Annotated in this window: 20 protein-coding genes and 2 pseudogenes; 13 read left to right on the forward strand and 9 right to left on the reverse strand. The window is 53.6% G+C overall.

Annotated elements, in window-relative coordinates:
• Positions 1-125: 125 nt before the first annotated feature.
• The 3 genes from glnP to ybiO all read left to right on the forward strand — a co-directional run bounded on the left by glnP (position 126) and on the right by ybiO (position 3845).
• Positions 126-785, forward strand: a complete 660-nt coding sequence (glnP, locus tag ACLJRE_RS19545) for a glutamine ABC transporter permease GlnP (RefSeq protein ID WP_001159076.1) — start codon at positions 126-128, stop codon at positions 783-785.
• Positions 782-1504 (forward strand): glutamine ABC transporter ATP-binding protein GlnQ, encoded by a 723-nt coding sequence (gene glnQ / locus ACLJRE_RS19550; RefSeq protein WP_000569093.1) that lies wholly within the window; start codon positions 782-784, stop codon positions 1502-1504. The genes glnP and glnQ overlap by 4 nt, the downstream gene beginning before the upstream one ends.
• 118 nt (positions 1505-1622) lie before the next feature.
• The gene (gene ybiO, locus ACLJRE_RS19555; RefSeq protein WP_023212638.1) at positions 1623-3845 is read left to right on the forward strand and encodes a mechanosensitive channel protein; all 2223 of its coding nucleotides are present in this window, start codon (positions 1623-1625) and stop codon (positions 3843-3845) included.
• Here ybiO and rlmF read toward each other — a convergent pair.
• Positions 3842-4768 (reverse strand): 23S rRNA (adenine(1618)-N(6))-methyltransferase RlmF, encoded by a 927-nt coding sequence (rlmF, locus tag ACLJRE_RS19560; protein WP_001275974.1) that lies wholly within the window; start codon positions 4766-4768, stop codon positions 3842-3844. The two genes, ybiO and rlmF, sit on opposite strands and share 4 nt — an antisense overlap.
• Positions 4769-4972: 204 nt before the next feature.
• On the opposite strand from rlmF, the gene ACLJRE_RS19565 reads away from it, so the two are divergent.
• Together ACLJRE_RS19565 and ybiJ are read left to right on the forward strand one after the other, a co-directional pair.
• Positions 4973-5239, forward strand: coding sequence for a DksA/TraR family C4-type zinc finger protein (locus tag ACLJRE_RS19565; RefSeq protein WP_000146332.1), 267 nt, complete (start codon positions 4973-4975; stop codon positions 5237-5239).
• 284 nt (positions 5240-5523) lie between these two features.
• Positions 5524-5784 carry a DUF1471 family protein YbiJ gene (gene ybiJ / locus ACLJRE_RS19570; protein WP_000849089.1) on the forward strand — a complete coding sequence of 87 codons (261 nt, stop codon included), beginning with the start codon at positions 5524-5526 and terminating at the stop codon, positions 5782-5784.
• A gap of 157 nt (positions 5785-5941) precedes the next feature.
• Here the strand turns inward: ybiJ and ybiB are convergent, their stop codons facing one another.
• The 3 genes from ybiB to rhlE form a co-directional block, all read right to left on the reverse strand.
• Entirely contained in the window at positions 5942-6916 is a 975-nt protein-coding gene (gene ybiB, locus ACLJRE_RS19575; protein ID WP_023212639.1) for a DNA-binding protein YbiB, read from the reverse strand.
• Between the two features lie 29 nt (positions 6917-6945).
• Positions 6946-9090: an ATP-dependent DNA helicase DinG gene (dinG, locus tag ACLJRE_RS19580; RefSeq protein WP_058108902.1), complete on the reverse strand. Its 2145-nt coding sequence runs from the start codon at positions 9088-9090 to the stop codon at positions 6946-6948.
• A 207-nt stretch (positions 9091-9297) separates the two neighbouring features.
• The gene (gene rhlE, locus ACLJRE_RS19585; RefSeq protein ID WP_000007065.1) at positions 9298-10659 is read right to left on the reverse strand and encodes an ATP-dependent RNA helicase RhlE; all 1362 of its coding nucleotides are present in this window, start codon (positions 10657-10659) and stop codon (positions 9298-9300) included.
• A 229-nt stretch (positions 10660-10888) separates the two neighbouring features.
• Between rhlE and cecR the strand changes: the two genes are divergently transcribed.
• From cecR to ACLJRE_RS19610, 5 genes are all read left to right on the forward strand, one after another.
• Positions 10889-11563 carry a transcriptional regulator CecR gene (gene cecR / locus ACLJRE_RS19590; RefSeq protein WP_001028037.1) on the forward strand — a complete coding sequence of 225 codons (675 nt, stop codon included), beginning with the start codon at positions 10889-10891 and terminating at the stop codon, positions 11561-11563.
• Positions 11563-12558, forward strand: a complete 996-nt coding sequence (hlyD, locus tag ACLJRE_RS19595; RefSeq protein ID WP_000743431.1) for a secretion protein HlyD — start codon at positions 11563-11565, stop codon at positions 12556-12558. The genes cecR and hlyD overlap by 1 nt, the downstream gene beginning before the upstream one ends.
• Positions 12551-14287: an ATP-binding cassette domain-containing protein gene (locus tag ACLJRE_RS19600; RefSeq protein ID WP_001287612.1), complete on the forward strand. Its 1737-nt coding sequence runs from the start codon at positions 12551-12553 to the stop codon at positions 14285-14287. Before hlyD ends, ACLJRE_RS19600 begins: the two co-directional genes overlap by 8 nt.
• Positions 14280-15410 carry an ABC transporter permease gene (locus tag ACLJRE_RS19605; protein ID WP_000045765.1) on the forward strand — a complete coding sequence of 377 codons (1131 nt, stop codon included), beginning with the start codon at positions 14280-14282 and terminating at the stop codon, positions 15408-15410. Before ACLJRE_RS19600 ends, ACLJRE_RS19605 begins: the two co-directional genes overlap by 8 nt.
• A 99-nt stretch (positions 15411-15509) precedes the next feature.
• On the forward strand, positions 15510-16616 hold the full coding sequence (locus ACLJRE_RS19610) for an ABC transporter permease (protein WP_000469050.1): 1107 nt from the start codon (positions 15510-15512) through the stop codon (positions 16614-16616).
• On the opposite strand, the gene ACLJRE_RS19615 is transcribed toward ACLJRE_RS19610, so the two are convergent.
• The gene (locus ACLJRE_RS19615) at positions 16578-16988 is read right to left on the reverse strand and encodes a YbhQ family protein (RefSeq protein ID WP_000871970.1); all 411 of its coding nucleotides are present in this window, start codon (positions 16986-16988) and stop codon (positions 16578-16580) included. The two genes, ACLJRE_RS19610 and ACLJRE_RS19615, sit on opposite strands and share 39 nt — an antisense overlap.
• Positions 16989-17120: 132 nt before the next feature.
• Here ACLJRE_RS19615 and ACLJRE_RS19620 point away from each other — a divergent pair, with 132 nt between their 5' ends.
• From ACLJRE_RS19620 to ACLJRE_RS19630, 3 genes are read left to right on the forward strand one after another with little or no spacing between them, the layout of a single operon-like run.
• Positions 17121-17879: an endonuclease/exonuclease/phosphatase family protein gene (locus ACLJRE_RS19620; protein WP_000192039.1), complete on the forward strand. Its 759-nt coding sequence runs from the start codon at positions 17121-17123 to the stop codon at positions 17877-17879.
• On the forward strand, positions 17876-19117 hold the full coding sequence (clsB, locus tag ACLJRE_RS19625) for a cardiolipin synthase ClsB (protein ID WP_000649639.1): 1242 nt from the start codon (positions 17876-17878) through the stop codon (positions 19115-19117). The genes ACLJRE_RS19620 and clsB overlap by 4 nt, the downstream gene beginning before the upstream one ends.
• Positions 19117-20079: a YbhN family protein gene (locus ACLJRE_RS19630; RefSeq protein WP_001129824.1), complete on the forward strand. Its 963-nt coding sequence runs from the start codon at positions 19117-19119 to the stop codon at positions 20077-20079. Before clsB ends, ACLJRE_RS19630 begins: the two co-directional genes overlap by 1 nt.
• A 2-nt stretch (positions 20080-20081) precedes the next feature.
• On the opposite strand, the pseudogene ACLJRE_RS19635 reads toward ACLJRE_RS19630, so the two are convergent.
• From ACLJRE_RS19635 to ACLJRE_RS19650, 4 genes and pseudogenes are all read right to left on the reverse strand, one after another.
• Positions 20082-20330 (reverse strand): annotated as a pseudogene (locus tag ACLJRE_RS19635) (hypothetical protein); the annotation flags it as partial.
• A pseudogene (locus tag ACLJRE_RS19640) lies at positions 20257-20490 on the reverse strand (hypothetical protein); the annotation flags it as partial. The pseudogenes ACLJRE_RS19640 and ACLJRE_RS19635, both read right to left, overlap by 74 nt.
• A 23-nt stretch (positions 20491-20513) precedes the next feature.
• On the reverse strand, positions 20514-21221 hold the full coding sequence (locus ACLJRE_RS19645; protein ID WP_023212641.1) for a Bax inhibitor-1 family protein: 708 nt from the start codon (positions 21219-21221) through the stop codon (positions 20514-20516).
• Between the two features lie 145 nt (positions 21222-21366).
• Complete coding sequence (locus ACLJRE_RS19650; protein WP_023212642.1) at positions 21367-22071, reverse strand: Bax inhibitor-1 family protein; 705 nt, start codon at positions 22069-22071, stop codon at positions 21367-21369.
• Positions 22072-22102: the final 31 nt, after the last annotated feature.

Genomic DNA, 22102 nt, shown 5'->3' on the forward strand with positions numbered 1-22102 from the left:
TAGCCCGGTAGTGAGGACGCTCACCGGGCCTACAGCTCTTTTTCGTGACGGATAAGACACTTTCACGCCATTTCCGCGCCGGATAGAGCATTTGACTATTTACACCACGGTAACAGGAACGACATATGCAGTTTGACTGGAGCGCCATCTGGCCCGCCATTCCGCTTTTACTTGAGGGCGCTAAAATGACCCTGTGGATCTCGGTCCTCGGTCTGGCTGGCGGCCTGGTTATTGGACTGGCGGCAGGTTTTGCCCGTACGTTTGGCGGCTGGTTCGCCAACCATATCGCCCTGGTTTTCATTGAAATTATTCGCGGCACGCCCATCGTTGTCCAGGTCATGTTTATCTACTTTGCCCTGCCGATGGCATTTAATGATTTGCGTATTGATCCGTTCAGCGCAGCGGTCGTGACAATTATGATTAACTCCGGCGCTTATATCGCGGAAATTACTCGTGGCGCAGTACTATCCATTCACAAAGGCTTTCGCGAAGCGGGTCTGGCGCTGGGCCTTTCTCGCCGGGAAACCATCCGCCATGTTATTTTACCGCTTGCTCTGCGCCGTATGCTGCCGCCGCTGGGCAACCAGTGGATCATTAGCATCAAAGACACCTCGTTGTTTATTGTTATCGGCGTAGCCGAGCTGACCCGTCAGGGCCAGGAAATTATTGCCGGTAACTTTCGCGCCCTGGAAATCTGGAGCGCCGTGGCCGTCTTCTATTTGATCATTACGCTGGTGCTGAGCTTTATTTTGCGTCGTCTTGAAAGAAGGATGAAAATCCTGTGATTGAATTTAAAAACGTTTCCAAGCACTTTGGCCCCACCCAGGTGCTGCATAACATTGATTTAAACATCCGTCAGGGCGAAGTGGTTGTGATTATCGGCCCTTCCGGTTCGGGTAAATCCACGTTATTACGCTGTATCAATAAACTGGAAGAGATCACCTCCGGCGATCTGATTGTCGATGGTCTGAAAGTCAACGATCCTAAAGTAGACGAACGGCTGATTCGCCAGGAAGCCGGCATGGTGTTTCAACAGTTTTATCTGTTCCCGCATCTGACCGCGCTCGAAAACGTGATGTTCGGTCCTCTGCGCGTGCGCGGCGTAAAGAAAGAAGAAGCGGAAAAACAGGCGAAAGCTCTGTTAGCGAAAGTTGGACTGGCGGAACGGGCGCACCACTACCCCTCCGAGCTTTCCGGCGGTCAACAACAGCGCGTCGCCATTGCCCGAGCGCTGGCCGTGAAGCCGAAAATGATGCTCTTTGACGAGCCAACCTCCGCTCTGGACCCTGAACTGCGCCATGAAGTGCTGAAAGTCATGCAGGATCTGGCGGAAGAAGGCATGACCATGGTCATTGTCACTCACGAAATCGGCTTTGCCGAAAAAGTCGCCTCACGGCTGATTTTCATCGATAAAGGCCGTATTGCCGAAGATGGCAGCCCGCAGGCGTTGATCGAAAACCCGCCAAGCCCACGTTTACAGGAATTTTTACAGCACGTCTCCTGAGATATCGCCCTTCCTGCCCTGCGGCAGGGAGGGCATCATGGAATAGTCCCATTTCATTTTCCCTTCCCTGCGCCATCTATACTTAGTGTTTTGCGTCTCTTTTCTCACTGGAGGAGTCATGCGGTGGACCCTGTTCATCCTTTTTTGTCTACTGGGCGCGCCTGCCCATGCGGTCGCCATACCCGGCGTGACCACGGGGACATCAACCAGCCAGCAAGCAGCGCCAGAGCCCAGTCCTGAACAAAAAAAAGCGGCCTATGCGGCCCTGGCTGACGTACTGGAGAACGAGGCTTCACGTAACGAATTAATAGCGCAACTCCGCGAGGCCTCAACCACGCCGCCGACCGAGCCAGCGCCAGCGCTTGCGCCGCCTGCGGCCAAAGATGAGAAAACGGTACTGGAGAACGTCACCACCGTTACCCGTCAGTACGGCGATGCTTTCGCTACCCGTTTCGCCCAGCTTTATCGCAACATCACCGATGCGCCGCACAAGCCGTTTAACTCGCAAACCTTCACCAACGCGTTAACCCACTTTTTATTTCTGGCCGTCGCGGTATTTGGTTTTTATAGCGTGATACGGCTTTGCGCCCTGCCGTTATATCGAAAAATGGGCCTGTGGGCACGCAAGAAAAACCGTGAACGCAGCAACTGGTTACAGCTCCCGGCGATGATCGTCGGCGCGTTTATTATCGACCTCCTGCTACTGGCGCTCACCTTATTTATCGGTCAGATGCTCAGTGATAATTTCCATGCGGGAAGTCGAACTATCGCTTTTCAGCAAAGCCTGTTCCTGAATGCCTTCGCGCTGATAGAGTTCTTTAAAGCGATTCTGCGGCTTATTTTTTGCCCTAATGTACCGGAATTACGCCCATTCGCGATTCAGGATGCGACAGCGCGTTACTGGAATCGCCGTATGAGTTCGCTTAGCAGTTTGATTGGCTACGGGCTGGTTGTTGCCGTTCCGATTATTTCCAACCAGGTGAATGTTCAGGTTGGCGCGATGGCTAATGTGGCGATCATGCTCTGCATCACCATCTGGGCGCTGTACCTGATCTTTAAAAACAAAGCGGAGATTACGCAACATTTATTAAGTCTGGCGGAACGATCATTAGCCTTTTTTAGCCTGTTTATCCGCGCCTTTGCGCTGGTGTGGCACTGGCTGGCCAGCGCTTACTTTATCGTGCTGTTTTTCTTCTCGTTATTCGACCCAGGCAATAGCCTGAAGTTTATGATGGGCGCGACCGTGCGCAGTCTGGCGATTATTGGCATCGCGGCGTTTATCTCCGGTATGTTTACCCGCTGGATAGCGAAAACCATCACCCTGTCGCCCCATACGCAGCGCAATTACCCGGAATTACAAAAGCGGCTTAACGGCTGGCTCTCCTCGGCGCTAAAAGTCGCACGCTTTTTGACCGTCTGCGTCGCCGTTATGCTGTTGCTCAACGCCTGGGGATTATTCGATTTTTGGCACTGGCTACATTATGGCGCGGGGGAAAAGATGGTCGATATCCTCATCCGTATCGCGTTAATCTTATTCTTCTCCGCCGTGGGATGGACGATTCTCGCCAGTCTGATTGAGAATCGCCTGGCCTCCGATATTCATGGTCGCCCGCTACCCAGCGCCCGCACGCGCACGCTGCTGACGCTGTTCCGCAATGCGCTGGCAGTGATTATCAGTACCATAACCATCATGATCGTGTTATCGGAAATCGGCGTCAATATCGCGCCATTGCTGGCTGGCGCGGGGGCGTTAGGTCTGGCTATCTCTTTCGGTTCGCAAACCCTGGTGAAAGATATTATTACCGGCGTCTTTATTCAGTTTGAAAACGGGATGAATACCGGCGACTTAGTCACCATAGGCCCGCTGACGGGGACGGTCGAAAGAATGTCGATTCGTTCCGTCGGCGTGCGGCAGGATACCGGGGCATACCATATTATCCCGTGGTCCTCGATCACCACTTTCGCCAACTTTGTGCGCGGTATCGGCTCTGTTGTCGCCAACTATGACGTGGATCGCCATGAGGATGCGGATAAAGCGAATCAGGCGCTGAAAGACGCGGTAACGGCGCTGATGGAGACGGAGGATATTCGCGGGCTGATTATCGGCGAACCCACGTTCGCCGGTATTGTCGGTTTAACGAACACGGCGTTTACTTTACGCGTATCGTTCACCACCCTACCGCTCAAGCAGTGGACGGTGCGTTTTGCCCTTGATAGCCAGGTGAAAAAGCATTTTGATCTAGCCAATGTGCGCGCGCCGGTGCAAACGTATCAGGTTCTGCCCGCCCCCGCTGGCGGCCCGTCGCCTGATTCGCCGCCGCCGCGCGAACCGACGATTTAGCGTTTACGGGTGATAAAACGGCGACGCTGGTCGTCATCCATAAAGGTCCAGGCAATAAAGCGGCTTTGCTTTTGCCCCTGGGCCATCTCTTTTTTCACCACTTTCACCGCGCCAGCCTCCGTCAACGCCCGGTAAAGCGGCGGTAAATTCTCGCCGCGCGACACCAACGTCGTAAACCACAACACCTGACGGCGGAAGGATTGGCTTTCAGCAATCATTTTTTTAATAAAGGCGACTTCGCCGCCTTCGCACCATAGCTCCTGCTGTTGACCGCCAAAGTTCAGCGCATCATCTTTATTCTGCCCCAAATTGCGGCGCTTACGCTCGCTGCCCGCGCGGGCTGCGGCGGCGGAGTCGTGAAAAGGCGGGTTACAAAGCGTTGCGTCATAAAATTCATTTTTATGAATGATACCGGTAAAAATGGCCGCCGGATCTTTTTGCCGACGCAGACGAATGGCGCGGCTTAACCCCGTATTAGCCTGAATGATAGCCTGCGCGCTGGACATCGCTGCGTCGCTGACTTCACTACCGGTAAATCGCCAGCCATATTCATGAACGCCGATAAGCGGATAAATACAATTGGCGCCCACGCCCACGTCCAGAATAGTTGCCTGCGCCGGAATACTCCCTGTCGTTTCGCCAAGCAGATCCGCCAGATGATGGATATAATCCGCACGGCCAGGCACCGGCGGACATAAAAACCCTGGCGGAATGTCCCAGTGTGTGACGGCATAAAAATGCGCCAGCAACGCCTTATTGAGCGCTTTTACCGCTTGCGGATTAGCAAAATCAACGCTCTGTTCACCGGCGGGCGTGCGGATAAGAAAGGACGTCAATTCCGGCGTGGTCTGACACAGTGCGGCGAGATCATAACGGTGTTGATGGCGGTTGCGCGGGTGTAACCCCGATTTCTGGGCGGACATGGCATTCTCCTTTTAGCAGCGGCGTAAGATACCCGTATAACGCCACGGGGTAAATATACCACCGCGAATTCCCTGCCTCGCTCGTTTGATCGGATATCTGAATGACATTGGTTCTGCTCATGGTCTGAAAAGATCGCGCGATGCGATTTTTTCACCTGACGGCGCTACACTTAACCTCAGGTACCCTAAAATCAGGAGAGCGTGATGGCATCCGGCTGGGCAAATGACGACGCAGTGAATGAACAAATCAACAATACCATTGAAGATGCCGTTGCCCGCGCTCGCGGCGAACTTCCCCACGGCGAAAGTCGCGATGAATGCGAATCTTGCGGCGATCCTATCCCTGAAGCGCGGCGTAAAGCCGTACCGGGCGTTCGGTTATGCATATCCTGCCAGCAGGAGAAAGATTTACATAACGCAACATTTTCAGGATATAATCGCAGAGGTTCAAAAGACAGCCAGTTACGCTGACTTTTCTTTACCGAAACCGCCAGTATCATCCATTCCTTTACGCTCATGCTTTTTAGCATTCTGCGTCGCAGAATGTGCCGTTAACCTCGACTCTGTAAAGCCAGATGACAAGAACGGTAAATTCCACCGTTGAATTAATTAATAATCAATATGTTATTTGTCATTCAAAAATTTTGAGCAAGGCCGTCAATTCTATTCGATTTTATCTTTCGCAAAAAACCGTGATACTCATCACATCGACGGAACATCGTCCCATAAACAGAATAACCTGCGAGAGATTAATCATGAAAACCATTAAATATGCTGTTGCAGCCATCGCGCTCTCCACCCTTTCTTTTGGCGCTTTTGCCGCAGAACCGGTTAGCGCGTCTCAGACGCAAAACCTGCATAAAATCGGCGTAGTGTCTGCCGATGGCGCCACCACGCTAGATGGCCTGGAAGCTAAACTGGCTGAAAAAGCCGCCGCTGCTGGCGCAAGCGCTTATAACATCACCTCCGCCGTAGGTAATGACAAAATGAGCGGCACTGCGGTGATTTATAAATAATTTACCTGCCCGCCAGATTTCAGGCTGTAACATCGCTGTTGTTTGAATTCTGACGGGTATTACCCTCGTCTGTTTGCCAACAGACACCCACTGCTCCAACCCTCATTAACCCTGTTTGTTACCCTTATTTGCCCGTCCGTCACTGGACGGGCTTTTTTTATTCGCTAAAAGCCTGTTCGACGCGCGCAAGCCCGTCTTCTAACGTCGCCGCCTCTCTCGTCGCAACCAGACAACAGGCCATTTGCGTTTTTAATGATTGCGGCACCGGCTCGTGGCCGGCAAGGCAGCGCTCAATCCAGCGCGCGGTGATTTCAGGATCTTTAGTCGCAGGCAGTAAAAGCGGCTCGTCGTGCGTGTCGCTCTGACGCTCATGCAGTACCTGCACACCACGGCTATCAATCAGGCTGATTTGCGGACAGCGTTGCGGGTTGGCATAGACTTCGCCTTCGGTACCATGCATCAGCAAAGCCCGCCCGCCGATGCGGCTAAAAAAGGTCGCCACACGCGGGACATATTCAGGGTGAGAAACGCTTGATAAACGCAGCGCGGCATCCTCAGCAAATGGCGTCGCCAGCTTGGCCAGTGAATGCGCGCTGTTGCGCACGCCCATCCGCCAGCGCATCGCCAGCTGTTTTTCCAGCGGCGGGCAGAGCGCGCTCACCGGGATAAACACCGGCTGGTGCCCGTCCAGTTTGGCCTGCGCTTGTCCACCGTGTAGAGTGGGGACAATCCCCATCAGCGCAAATATTGTTTCCGTCAGTACACGGGTCGGATCTTCGCTGACGCCGTGTACTACGACTGGAAAGCCCAATTTATGCAGCAGGATAGCCAGCAGCGGCGTTAAATTCGCCTGTTTACGCGCGCCGTTATAGCTGGGAATAACGACCGGCAACGGCCTATCTGCGGGCGGTGTCAGTTTGATGGTATGATTCTGCGTGGCCTCATAAAAGCCCAGCATTTCGGCTTCGCCTTCGCCTTTAATACGCAGCGCCATCAATATACTGCCCATTTCCAGGTCGGGGATGTCGCCATTCAGCATTCGGGTATACAAACCGCGCGCGGTATCCAGATCCAAATCGCGGGCGTGATTTTTACCTCGCCCGATCTCTTTGATGATCTTGCGATAATCCATTGAAAGCTCCTTGAAGTGTGCTCACAGCATTAACGCCGTCGGCTGCGTGCAGGTTTTGCTTTTGGTTTTACTATAACGTCTGGCACGGCAGGCTGCTCTATCGGAAAAACAGGTAAGGCATTCAGTAAACGCTGTCCGTAGTTTTTGGTCAACAACCGCTTATCATAAATGACCACTTCTCCCCGACAAGCGTGGCTACGGATCAATCGCCCTACCTGCTGAATTAAATTAAAAGACGCGCTTGGTAAACTTTGTACCTCAAACGGATAACGATTCAGACTTTTTAGCCATTCGCCTTCGGTGATCACGACCGGGCTGTCGATCGGCGGGAAGGCAATTTTATGGATATGGACCTGCGTCAGCAGCTCGCCTTTAAGATCCAGCCCTTCGGCAAAAGACTGAAGCCCAACCAGCACGCTGCGTTCGCCGCTCTCCACCCGTTTACGGTGTAGCTCCACCAGCCGGTAACGCGGCTGGTCGCCCTGAACCAGGAGGAGTAAGCGCACATCAGCGACATGCTCCAGAAAACGCTGCATCGCCCGCCCGCTGGCAAACAGTACCAGCATACCATGATGTTTTTTGCTCTCCAGTTGCTCAAGAAAATAGGTCGCCATTTCGGCAATATGCTGCTCTTCGTTATCAATGGTGGGTTCGTAGCGCATTTGAGGAATCACCAGTTTCCCCTGTTCCACATGATTAAACGGCGAATCCAGCGCCACAAAGCGGTCGCCGGCTTTTTCTTTTAAGCCGCTCATTTCCTGCAGGCGCGAAAAGCTATTGAGCGAGCGCAGTGTCGCCGAGGTGACAATAATGTGCGGTACGCTGCGCCATAACAATCTTTCCAGCTGATCGCTGACGCGGATACCGACACAATGGAACCAGACGTGGAGTTGCCCTTCGCGTATTTCACGCGTCGCCCATTTGGACACCGGCGCGCCTGAAGACTGCGCCATCGAAGCCAGTCGCCATAATTTACTTTGCGCCTCGAACATTCCCAGCGCCCGATTCATCTGTAAAATCACCCGATGCAAACGCACAATATCGTGCGACCCGGTTTTTTCGCTGAGATCGTTGAGAAAGGATTCCGCCAGCCCACGCAGCGTCTCGGTCAGCTTCGCCAGTCGCTGACAGATTTCCATGACCTCATCAGGCAACTCGCCCATTGCAAAACGGTGCTCCGCCTCCTGCGCTGCGGGCATATACAGATTAAGAATGGCATTGAGCGAGGCGATCAGTTCGTATACCTCCTCGCAATGTGCGTTAAGTCGCTCAGGATTCGCTAACGGCGGCGTGGTTTTAGGGCGAAATTGCTCCATGCAGGTCGCCACCAGTTTGCTGAACAGATCCAGTTGCAAGCGATACCAGGAGGCGGTAATTTCCGCGCTCATCTCCAGCGCATCGCGAGCGACATCGGGCAGATGATGACCTTCATCCAGTACCAACAGCAGATGCTTTGGTTCCGGCAGTACGGCTTCACTTTCCATCGCCGCCATTACCAGCGCGTGATTCGCCACCACGACTTCCGCTTCCTGTATTTCACGTCGGGCGACAAAGAATGGACATTCGCGGTAATAGTGACAGTTGCGGTTCAGACAACTGGCTTTATCGGTACTTAATCGCCGCCACAGATCGTCGTCAATAGCAATGTCGGTATGATCCCGCAGACCATCCCATTTGTAACCGTCAAGATCCCCTTTCAGCCTGGCGCAGCGCTTTTGCTCTTCCTGGTTGTTAGGCGTCAGTTCGTCATCAAGAAAGGCGAGCAGATCCTGCTGCGTAGGCTCGCTACTGGCGAGCGCCGCCAGGTTTCGCGGACACACGTAGCGCCCGCGGCCAAAGGCGGCGGTAAAACGCAGATCGGGGATGATTTTTCGTAGCAGCGGCAAATCTTTGCTAAAGATCTGATCCTGTAACGCCACGTTAGCGGTACTGACCACCAGTGTTTTTTGCTCTTCCCGGGCAATGGCAATACCGGGAATAAGATAGGAGAGGGTTTTCCCGACGCCGGTCGGCGCTTCAATAGCCAGATGTCTCCCTTCTTCCCCGGCCAGCGTTCTGGCGACGTCAGCAATCATCTGCCGCTGCGGCGCACGGGGAATAAAGTCGGGAATCTGGTCCTGAAGCGCCTTATACCAGGCGGCGATTTGCGCTTTCAGCGCAGCGGTCAATGCCATGAGAAAACCTGAAGTACTGTATAAACAGCCACTATTGTGTCACATTTCAGGGGCGGGAAGTACCTTTTTTACCGGTTCTGGAAGGCGGCTCGCAACGCGATGTGTATTTTGCCGGATGACGGTGCAAGCACCTTATTCGGCCTACGTATTTGCATAGTCCGTAGGCCCGGTAAGCGTCGCGCTACCGGGCATGTTGCCGGATAAAATTTACTGGGCAGGCGTGATTCTGCGCGGGCGACGCGGCGGACGTGCTTTGTCGCCAGCGGGTTTCCCCTCGCCTGTGCGCGGTTTTGGTTTCGCCTTCGCCGCCCCGCTATCCTGACGTCGCGGCTGCTGACTGCGCCCCGCTCCCCCCTGATTTTGTCCGCGACCACGACCGCCGCCGCCGCGCTGCTGACGGCCATTCTGAATCGGCTCCGCTTTAATCGACGGGTCGGGCTCATAGCCCGGCGTCGTAATGCGTGGGATCTCTTTTTTCAGCAATTTTTCGATATCACGCAACAGTTTATGCTCGTCAACACAGACCAGCGACAGCGCCTCGCCAGTTGCCGCCGCGCGACCGGTACGGCCAATACGGTGTACATAATCTTCCGGCACGTTCGGCAGCTCATAGTTGACCACGTGCGGCAGCTCTTCAATATCCAGACCACGCGCCGCAATATCCGTCGCCACCAGCACGCGAATATCGCCGGATTTAAAATCGGCCAGCGCGCGGGTACGTGCGCCCTGCGATTTATTACCGTGGATCGCCGCGCTGCGAATACCGTCTTTGTTAAGCTGTTCCGCCAAATGGTTCGCGCCATGCTTGGTGCGGGTGAAGACCAACACCTGCTGCCAGTTGCCCTGGCCAATCATCTGCGACAACAGTTCACGTTTGCGTTTTTTATCGACAAAGTGCACGTGCTGCGTTACCTGCTCTGAGGCGGTGTTGCGGCGCGCCACTTCGATTTCCAGCGGGTTGCGCAACAGCTTTTCGGCGAGCGCTTTGATGTCGTCGGAGAACGTGGCGGAGAACAGCAGATTCTGACGCTTCGCCGGCAGTTTCGCCAGCACGCGACGAATGTCGTGAATGAAGCCCATATCCAGCATACGGTCGGCTTCATCCAGTACCAGAATCTCAATCTGATCCAGCTTCACGGCATTTTGATGTTCCAGGTCGAGCAGACGTCCCGGCGTCGCCACCAGCACATCCACGCCACCGCGCAGTTTCATCATCTGCGGATTGATGCTTACGCCGCCAAATACCACCAGCGAGCGAATATTGAGATATTTACTGTAATCTCTGACGTTTTCGCCAATTTGCGCCGCCAGCTCGCGGGTTGGCGTGAGGATCAACGCGCGCACCGGGCGACGACCTTTAGCATGCGGCTGATGGGTAATCAGATGCTGCAACAATGGCAGGGTAAAACCCGCCGTTTTACCGGTTCCGGTCTGGGCGCTGGCCATCAGATCGCGGCCTTCCAGCACGGCAGGAATCGCCTGTTGCTGAATAGGGGTAGGTTCACGGTAACCCTGCTCGGCAATGGCGCGCAGGATATCAGGGTTTAATCCCAGGGAATCAAAAGACATAACTACTCCGGACCGCCCCGACCGTTGCCGGTGTAGTTTTCAGGGAGATGCTCAAATTTGGAATGACAAAAACCACAATGTCATGAAGGGGCGGAGTGTAGCAGTTTTTGTGATGCGGCGCATAAATTATCCCGGAAGGTGGCAAAGACAAATTAATCGACCACACTGGACAAGTGCCATTATGAGTCATAGTCTTAATCAATCGATTGATTAAGAATTAGGGCGTGTGATGAATATTACCACCACGACCACCAAGGGCGAGCAGGCGAAAAGTCAGCTCATTGCCGCCGCGCTGGCGCAGTTTGGCGAGTATGGCCTCCATGCCACCACGCGCGATATCGCCGCGCTGGCGGGGCAAAATATTGCCGCTATTACTTACTATTTCGGCTCAAAAGAGGATTTATACCTCGCCTGCGCCCAGTGGATTGCCGATTTTCTTGGCGAAAAATTTCGCCCCCATGCTGAAAAAGCGGAACGTCTGTTTAGCCAGCCTGCCCCTGACCGGGACGCCATACGCGAGCTCATTCTGCTCGCCTGCAAGAACATGATTATGCTGCTGACGCAGGAAGACACCGTTAACCTGAGCAAATTTATTTCACGCGAGCAGCTCTCTCCCACGTCGGCCTATCAATTGGTTCATGAACAGGTTATCGATCCGTTGCATACCCATCTGACAAGATTGGTTGCCGCTTATACCGGCTGCGACGCCAATGATACGCGCATGATTTTGCATACCCATGCCTTACTGGGCGAAGTGCTGGCGTTTCGTCTCGGCAAAGAAACTATTCTGTTACGTACCGGCTGGCCGCAGTTTGATGAAGAAAAAGCGGAGCTGATTTACCAGACGGTAACCTGCCACATCGATCTTATTCTGCATGGTTTAACGCAAAGGAGTCTGGACTGATGAAAAAACCTGTCGTTATCGGACTGGCAATCGCAGCGATCGTCGCTGTGATTGCCGGTGGAACCTGGTGGTATCAAAGTCGGCAGGACGATGGGCTGACGCTATACGGTAATGTCGATATCCGTACCGTCAATATCAGCTTTCGCGTCGGCGGCAGGCTGGCGTCGCTGAATGTTGATGAAGGCGATGCCATCAAAGCCGGACAGGTGCTCGGCGAACTGGATCACGCGCCATACGAAAACGCGCTGATGCAGGCGAAAGCTGGCGTGTCGGTCGCGCAGGCGCAATATGATTTGATGCTGGCAGGCTATCGCGATGAAGAGATAGCCCAGGCCGCCGCCGCCGTCAGACAGGCACAAGCCGCCTATGACTACGCGCAAAACTTTTATAACCGTCAGCAAGGATTGTGGAAAAGCCGCACCATTTCCGCTAACGATCTGGAAAACGCCCGCTCATCGCGCGATCAGGCGCAGGCGACTCTGAAGTCCGCGCAGGATAAACTGAGCCAGTACCGTACCGGTAATCGTGAACAGGATATCGCCCAGGCGAAAGCCAGCCTGGAACAGGCAAAGGCCCAACTGGCGCAGGCGCAGCTTGATTTACAGGACACCACGCTTATCGCGCCTGCCAACGGAACCTTGCTCACCCGCGCGGTCGAGCCTGGCAGTATGCTGAACGCCGGCAGCACGGTATTAACGCTCTCGCTGACCCGCCCCGTCTGGGTGCGCGCCTATGTCGATGAACGCAACCTCAGTCAGACGCAACCGGGGCGCGACATTCTGTTGTATACCGACGGTCGTCCTGACAAACCTTACCACGGCAAGATTGGTTTCGTTTCGCCCACCGCGGAATTTACGCCGAAAACCGTCGAAACGCCGGATCTGCGTACCGATCTCGTCTATCGCCTGCGCATTATCGTCACCGATGCGGACGATGCGTTACGCCAGGGGATGCCAGTCACGGTGAAATTTAATGACGAGGCACGGCATGAGTGAGGCCGTTATTACGCTGCACGGTCTGACGAAGCGCTTTGCGGGAATGGATAAACCCGCCGTCGCGCCGCTCGACTGTACCATTCATTCCGGTTATGTCACCGGGCTGGTAGGGCCGGACGGCGCAGGAAAAACCACGCTGATGCGTATGCTGGCGGGCCTGCTCAAAGCCGATGGCGGCAACGCGTCCGTATTAGGCTTCGACCCGATACAAAACGACAGCGAGCTGCACGCGGTTCTGGGCTATATGCCGCAGAAATTCGGTCTGTATGAAGATCTTACCGTCATGGAGAACCTTAATCTCTATGCCGATTTACGCAGCGTTACCGGCGAGATACGGGAAAAGACCTTTGCCCGTTTGTTGGAGTTTACCGCCCTCGGCCCTTTCACTGGCCGTCTGGCAGGAAAATTGTCCGGCGGGATGAAGCAAAAACTGGGGCTGGCCTGTACGCTGGTCGGCGAACCGAAAGTGCTGCTGTTGGATGAACCGGGCGTTGGCGTTGACCCGATTTCACGGCGCGAGTTGTGGCAAATGGTTCACGAACTGGCGGGCGACGGGATGCTGATTTTATGGAGCACCTCCTATCTGGATGAAGCCGAACAGTGTCGCGATGTGCTGCTGATGAATGAAGGCGAGCTGCTCTATCAGGGCGAACCTAAAGCGCTGACGCAAACGATGGCCGGGCGTAGCTTTCTGATGAGCAGTCCACAGGAAAACAACCGTAAGTTACTACAGAGAGCGCTCAGACTGCCGCAGGTGAGCGACGGCATGATTCAGGGACGTTCGGTACGTCTGATCCTGAAAAAAGAGGCGACCGCAGCAGATATTCGTCAGGCCGAAGGGATGCCGGAAATCACCCTCAATGAGACCGCGCCGCGCTTCGAAGATGCGTTTATCGATCTGCTTGGCGGAGCGGGAACCTCGGAGTCTCCGCTGGGTTCAATCCTGCATACGGTTGAAGGCACTGCCGGCGAAACGGTGATTGAAGCGCAGGAACTGACAAAAAAATTTGGTGATTTCGCGGCCACGGACCATGTTAATTTCGTCGTACAACGCGGCGAGATTTTTGGCCTGCTCGGCCCGAACGGCGCGGGTAAATCAACCACCTTTAAAATGATGTGCGGCCTGCTGGTGCCGACATCCGGCAAGGCGCTGGTGCTGGATATGGATCTGAAAGTCAGCTCCGGCAAAGCCCGTCAGCATCTGGGCTATATGGCGCAAAAATTTTCGCTTTACGGCAACCTGACGGTTGAGCAGAACCTGCGTTTTTTCTCCGGCGTCTACGGTTTGCGGGGCCGCGCGCAAAATGAAAAAATTCAGCGCATGAGTGAAGCGTTTGGTCTGAAAAGCATCGCGTCGCATCCCACCGATGCGCTGCCGCTGGGCTTTAAACAGCGACTGGCGCTGGCCTGCTCGCTGATGCACGAACCGGATATTTTATTCCTTGATGAACCAACGTCCGGGGTTGATCCCCTCACCCGCCGTGAATTTTGGCTGCACATTAATAGCATGGTGGAAAAAGGGGTCACGGTAATGGTGACGACCCACTTTATGGATGAGGCGGAATATTGCGATCGCATCGGACTGGTTTATCGCGGGAAGCTTATCGCCAGCGGTACGCCGGACGATCTCAAAGCGCAGGCCGCCGATGAGCAACAGGCCGATCCGACGATGGAGCAGGCCTTTATCACTCTCATCAATGACTGGGATAAGGAGCATACGCATGAGTAAGTCTCTCTCCTGGCGCCGCGTGCGTGCGTTGTGCGTCAAAGAGACGCGCCAGATCGTGCGCGATCCCAGTAGCTGGCTGATTGCGGTGGTGATCCCGCTGCTGTTGCTGTTTATTTTTGGTTACGGCATTAACCTTGACTCCAGCAAGCTGCGGGTGGGGATTCTGCTTGAACAGCAAAGCCAGGAGGCGCTGGATTTCACTCATGCGATGACCGGTTCACCCTATATCGACGCGACCATTAGCGATAATCGCCATGAATTAATTGAAAAAATGCAGGCCGGACGCATTCGCGGACTGGTGGTGATTCCGGTGGATTTCGCGCAGCAAATGGCGCGCGACGGTGACAGCGCGCCGATTCAGGTGATTACCGACGGCAGCGAGCCAAACACCGCCAACTTCGTTCAGGGTTATGTGGAAGGCATCTGGCAAATCTGGCAACAGCAGCGGGCGGAAGATCGCGGCGACACCTTTGAACCGCTCATTGACGTCCAGACGCGCTACTGGTTTAACCCGGCGGCGATCAGTCAGCATTTTATTATTCCCGGGGCGGTGACCATTATCATGACGGTAATTGGCGCAATCCTCACCTCGCTGGTCGTTGCCCGCGAATGGGAGCGCGGCACGATGGAGGCGCTGCTCTCAACCGAAGTGACGCGTGTTGAACTGCTGCTGTGTAAGCTTATTCCCTATTATTTTCTCGGTATGCTGGCGATGCTGCTCTGTATGCTGGTATCGGTGTTTATTCTCGGCGTGCCGTATCGCGGTTCGCTGGTGATTCTGTTTATTATCACCAGTCTGTTTTTACTGAGTACGCTGGGGATGGGGCTGTTGATTTCCACCATCACTCGCAACCAGTTTAACGCCGCGCAGGTGGCGCTGAACGCCGCCTTTTTACCCTCGATTATGCTGTCCGGATTTATCTTCCAGATAGACAGTATGCCTGCGGTGATCCGCGCGGTGACCTATATTATTCCGGCGCGCTATTTTGTCAGCACCCTGCAAAGTCTGTTTCTGGCCGGCAATATTCCGGTCGTGTTAGGCGTTAACGTACTGTTTTTAATCGCCTCGGCGGTGATGTTTATTGGCCTTACGTGGCTAAAAACCAAACGACGGCTGGATTAACTCTGGCGCTCGTATTTTGCCCGGTGGCGCTATGCTTACCGGGCCTACGGGCCATGTAGGTCGGGTTAGCGTAGCGCCACCCGACATGAGGAAGGTTCTATGTTTCATCGCTTATGGACATTAATTCGCAAAGAACTGCAATCGCTTTTACGCGAACCACAAACGCGCGCGATCCTGATTCTGCCGGTGCTGATTCAGGTCATCCTGTTTCCATTCGCCGCGACGCTTGAAGTCACTAACGCGACTATCGCTATCTACAACGAAGATAACGGCAAACATTCGGTAGAACTTACCCAGCGCTTTGCCCGCGCGAAAGCGTTTACCCATGTGCTATTGCTGAACAGTCCGCAGGAGATCCAGCCGACTATCGATACGCAAAAAGCGCTGCTGCTGGTGCGCTTCCCGGCGGATTTCTCGCGGAATCTGGATACCTTCCAGCCTGCGCCGATGCAACTCATTCTTGATGGACGTAACTCTAACAGCGCGCAAATCGCCGCCAATTATCTGCAACAGATCGTCAAGGAGTATCAGCAGACATTGATGGACGGCAAGCCAAAGCCCAACAATAGCGAACTGGTGGTACGCAACTGGTATAACCCGAATCTGGACTACAAGTGGTTTGTGGTGCCCTCGCTGATCGCCATGATCACCACTATTGGCGTGATGATCGTCACTTCGCTGTCCGTCGCCCGCGAGCGTGAACAAGGCACTCTGGATCAGCTACTGGTCTCTCCGCTCACCACCTGGCAGATTTTCGTTGGTAAAGCGGTGCCGGCGCTGATTGTCGCGACCTTCCAGGCCACGATCGTGCTGGCTATCGGCATTTGGGCATACCAAATTCCCTTCGCCGGTTCGTTAGCGCTGTTTTATTTCACGATGGTGATTTACGGGCTGTCGCTGGTAGGCTTTGGCTTACTGATATCATCGCTTTGCGCCACGCAACAGCAGGCGTTTATCGGCGTCTTTGTCTTTATGATGCCGGCGATTTTGCTCTCGGGTTATGTCTCGCCGGTGGAAAATATGCCGGTCTGGCTGCAAAACCTGACGTGGATAAATCCTATCCGCCACTTTACTGATATTACCAAGCAAATTTATCTTAAGGATGCGAGTCTGGGAATTGTCTGGGGAAGTTTGTGGCCGCTACTGGTGATAGCGGCCACCACGGGTTCAGCGGCGTATGCGATGTTTAGACGCAAAGTGATGTAGCTTTTTATCTTTCGCCAGTAGCGAGACTACGGCGGGCCCGGCCAGGATAGCCAGCCCCGCCAGAGCCAGTAAGACATTGTTTTGCAATACGCGGGATAGCAGCCAGAGGACAATCAGCGCGGTGCCGAAGTACCAGGTGGTAGTCAGCTCTTCCAGCACATCCGCCACATCGCGCCAGCGTTGCTCATGATGGCGCTGCAACGCCAGCATCAGCAGTACCGTCACGCCATAAAGCACGCATAATCCCAGGCCGACGCGCACTAATGTGCCGCTCATCCAGCCTATTACCAGCATCGCCACTACCAGTAAATGCAACATAATCTGCCAACAACCGAGGCCGGTTGCGACACGAACGCGTTGTTGCCACTTCATGGCTTTTCTCCTGAAGCATTTTTCTCTCATTATTCAGAGTACCGAACTTTACGGAAAATTCCGTAAGACCGCATCTTTTTGTGACGACGACTACACTATTTCAATCAGGATAGTGACGCGGACAGGAAGAAAATGACTCAACACACGCGAAATTTTTCATTCAAAGTGCTCACAATTAATACGCACAAAGGTTTTACCGCCTTTAATAAACGCTTCATCCTGCCGGAGCTGCGCGACGCCGTCAGAACGGTCGGCGCCGATATCGTCTGTCTGCAAGAAGTGATGGGCGCGCATGAAGTACATCCGCTGCATATCGAAAACTGGCCGGACACTACCCACTATGAATTTTTGGCCGACACCATGTGGAGTGATTTCGCCTATGGCCGCAATGCGGTCTATCCGGAAGGCCACCACGGTAACGCGGTTCTTTCTCGCTATCCCATTGAACATTATGAAAATCGCGACGTCTCGGTCGGCGGTAGCGAAAAACGCGGCGTGCTCTATTGCCGCATTACGCCGCCCATGCTCAACCGCCCTATCCACGTCATGTGCGTACATCTCGGCCTGCGGGAGAGTCACCGCCAGGCACAGCTAACCATGCTGGCGGGATGGGTGAATGCCTTGCCGGAATCAGAACCGGTGCTGGTGGCCGGAGACTTTAATGACTGGCGGCAAAAGGCCGGCCCGCCGTTAAACGCGGCCGGGCTGGAGGAGATATTCACCCGTGCCCATGGCCGACCGGCGCGCACATTCCCGGTGAGTATGCCGCTGCTGCGACTCGATCGTATTTACGTCAAGAATGCGAACGCCAGTTCTCCTACGGCACTACCGCTGCGGAACTGGCGACATTTATCAGACCATGCCCCCCTTAGCGCGGAGATCCATCTATGAAATGCGGCTGGCGTGAAGGTAATCAAATTCAGCTACTGGAAAACGGCGACCAGTTCTATCCTGCCGTGTTTGAGGCTATCGCTCAGGCACAGCAAAAAATCATTCTGGAAACCTTCATCTTGTTTGAAGATGAGGTGGGTAAAAAACTCCATGCCGCTCTGCTAAAAGCCGCACAGCGCGGCGTAAAAGCCGAAGTATTACTCGACGGCTACGGCTCTCCCGATCTCAGCGACGCGTTTGTCGGCGAATTAACCTCGGCGGGCGTGATTTTCCGCTATTACGACCCCCGCCCGCGTCTACTGGGGTTGCGAACCAATATCTTCCGCCGAATGCACCGCAAAATTGTGGTGATTGATGATCGTATTGCTTTTGTCGGCGGCATTAACTACTCCGCCGAACATATGTCGGATTACGGCCCGCAGGCGAAACAAGACTACGCGGTACGGGTCGAAGGACCTGTTGTGGCCGATATCCTGCAATTCGAAGTCGAGAATCTGCCGGGGCAAAGCCCCGCGCGCCGCTGGTGGAAGCGCCATCACCAGGCTGAAGAAAACCGTCACCCCGGCGAAGCGCAGGCGCTGTTTGTCTGGCGGGATAACGAAGAGCACCGTGACGATATCGAACGTCATTATCTGAAAATGCTGACCCAGGCAAAGCGTGAAGTGATTATCGCTAACGCCTATTTTTTCCCCGGCTATCGCTTGCTCCACGCAATGCGTAAAGCCGCCCGCCGTGGCGTGAGCGTAAAACTGATTGTCCAGGGGGAACCAGACATGCCGATAGTCAAAGTCGGCGCGCGGTTGCTCTATAACTATCTGGTGAAGGGCGGCGTGCAGGTTTATGAATACCGACGCCGTCCGCTGCATGGCAAAGTGGCGCTGATGGACGATCACTGGGCCACGGTAGGGTCGAGTAATCTCGATCCGCTCAGCCTGTCGCTTAACCTTGAAGCTAACCTGATCATTCACGATCGTACTTTTAACCAGACCCTGCGCGATAATTTACAAGGCATCATCGTGAACGATTGTAAGCAGGTCGATGAGTCTATGCTGCCGAAACGCACCTGGTGGAACCTGACCAAAAGCGTGCTGGCGTTCCACTTTTTACGTCATTTCCCGGCGCTGGTCGGCTGGCTACCTGCGCATACCCCGCATCTGGCGCAGGTTCCCCCGCCTGCCCAGCCAGAAATGGAAACCCAGGATCGCGTTGATCCAGAAAATACAGGAGTGAAGCCCTAATGGCTAAATCGCATCCGCGCTGGCGGCTGGCTAAAAAAGTGCTGACCTGGCTGTTTTTTATTGCGGTCGTCGTTCTGCTGGTGGTTTATGCTAAAAAGGTCGACTGGGGTGATGTCTGGACCGTCATCCGCGACTATAACCGCACGGCGCTTTTAAGCGCTGTAGGACTGGTGATCGTTAGCTATCTTCTGTACGGCTGCTACGACCTGCTTGGACGGCTTTATTGCGGCCATAAACTGGCGAAGCGACAGGTGATGTTGGTATCGTTCGTCTGCTATGCCTTTAACCTGACGCTCAGCACCTGGGTCGGCGGGATCGGGATGCGTTACCGACTATACTCTCGCCTCGGGTTGCCCGGCAGTACTATCACGCGCATTTTCTCGCTCAGCATTACCACTAACTGGCTGGGCTATATTCTGCTGGGCGGCATCATTTTTACCTTCGGCGTTGTCCAGCTTCCCGACCACTGGTATATCGATGAAGGCACGCTACGTATTCTCGGTATCGTTTTATTGTTGATTATCGCGGTCTATCTGTGGTTTTGCGCCTTTGCAAAGCGGCGGCATATGACGATTAAAGGGCAGAAACTGGTGCTGCCATCATGGAAATTCGCGCTGGCGCAGATGGCGATCTCCAGCGCGAACTGGATGGCGATGGGCGCCATCATCTGGCTGCTGATGGGTCAGGATGTGAACTATTTCTTTGTGCTGGGCGTACTGCTGGTGAGCAGTATCGCGGGCGTCATCGTGCATATTCCGGCAGGCATCGGCGTGCTGGAGGCCGTATTCCTCGCGTTGCTGGCGGGCGAACATACGTCGCAAGGCACGATTATCGCCGCCCTGCTCGCGTACCGCGTGCTTTACTATTTTATTCCCCTGTTGCTGGCGCTGGTGTGCTACCTGATCCTGGAAAGCCGGGCGAAGAAGCTGCGGGCGAAAAACGAGCGGGCGATGGCGAAATAAATCTAAGCAGACGCGTTTTCGCTTTCCAGCACAACGCGTTTTATCCGGTAAAAATAAACATATGCTGAGAAAAAAGACGTATTCATCTGTAAGCGGGAAAAAAGCAGCAATGACCAGCTAAACAGCAGCAGGAGCACTTCGTGAAACTCGCCCATGAATACTGATGACAGGGTACAGAACGTTGCCAACGTAACGGAAATAATGGCCAGCAATAGCGCATACCGGTAAATAATGACCCCGTTCATATTCCCATGAAAATCCGGTAATGAAATGAGAAATCAGCGCTGGTGGGCATTTCTTATTAAAATCCTCGCCGCCATTTTTAATGGCGCGAGTGACGTCTTTAGCTTCACAAAACGCTAACCAAAATTGTTTGCCACATAATTTACTCATTATACCCATCATCACCAACCTGAATAAAAAACCTGCAACGCCTACGGCCTGAAAGATAATAGTATTTCCAGAATCATCAAAATGATATAACGACACAGCGTAACCACAGCATTAATAATGCCAAGGTAAAGCGTCAGCGCGCCAAATAAAGCGCAACGAGACAGGGATGAAAACTCGCTGTGGTATAACATGCGGGCATAACCATGAAGTGTCGATTTTTCTAGTGCTGTAATCAATGTCCACACCAATACCGTCAGTACACTGACTATCCAGACCAGAGTGCTACTGGCCACCAGGCTATTGACAACTATCGCAGCGATGATCCCGCTTACCGCCATAAAAATTAACGGCCTGAATAGACCAGAACTGATATTCAGGTAGAAAATAAATAAGGCATTAAGACTAAACATGATTCCAACAATCACGAAAATGGTCGCGCCACCTGAGAAAAGGTAAGCTAATGACACGCCGGTAAGCGTAATGATGGCAATATATATCAACGTTGCGACAACAGTGCCAAAGCGGGAAAGACAGGTAACGGCCCCATACCCCAGGCCAAGCAAAAGTGCTGATATCCACAAAACAACAACAGGTTGAACGTGAGGTATCAAAAAATGAGTATACAACGTTAACCATATAATGCCGGCGGTACACCATAGTCCCAACGCAGTATACCAATAGGTAAGGGATAACATTGTCGCGGGAATAAATGCTATTTGCCGTATACGTATTGCAGCCAGAGGGCCCACTTGTCATTTATCACTCTTCACATGATCACGGTGATAAGAATGGCAAGCGCAGGAAAACATTTCTAAGATATTTATGCTGTTTCGCCCTAAATATATTCCTAAAAAAATCCTGGCGCAGGGCCAGGATTTTAAGAGATCAATATAATTAGCGGCGATTGCCAAAAATACGCAGTAACATCAGGAACAGGTTGATAAAGTCCAGGTACAGCGTTAACGCGCCGAGAATCGAATATTTACGCAGATTAGCGCTATCGCGGGTATCTATTTGCTCGCCGATATTCTTCAGTTTCTGCGTGTCATAGGCCGTCAGACCGACAAACACCACCACCCCGATATAGGTTACCGCCCACATCAGCGCTTCACTCTTCAGCCAGAAATTGACCAGCGAGGCCAGAACGATACCAATAAGCGCCATAAACAGCATATTGCCGAAACCGCCAAGATCGCGCTTAGTGGTGTACCCGTACAGGCTCATGGCGCCAAACATTCCCCCCGTCACCACAAACGTGCTGGCAATAGAGGAGTAGGTGTAAACGATAAAAATACTGGATAACGTCAATCCGGTTAGCGCCGAATAGAGCATAAACAGCGTGGTCGCCATTCCGGCGCTAAGCTTATGCACCAGTCCCGACAGAACAAACACCAGCGCAAGCTGGGCAATAATTAAGCCAAAGAAGGTGATCTTACTGGAAAAGACAAACATCATGACGGCTGGCGTATTAGCCGCATACCACGCGATAAACGCGGTCAGTAACAGTCCGACCGTCATCCAGCCATACACTTGCGCCATATAGGTCTGCAGGCCGGACCGCGCCTGCACTATTGAATCAGATCGTGGAAATCTGTCCATGATGAACTCCTGTGTGGAAATGATACCCTAA

The organism is Salmonella sp. SAL04157 (assembly GCF_046551635.1).
In the GTDB taxonomy this organism is placed as follows: Bacteria; Pseudomonadota; Gammaproteobacteria; order Enterobacterales; family Enterobacteriaceae; genus Salmonella; species Salmonella enterica.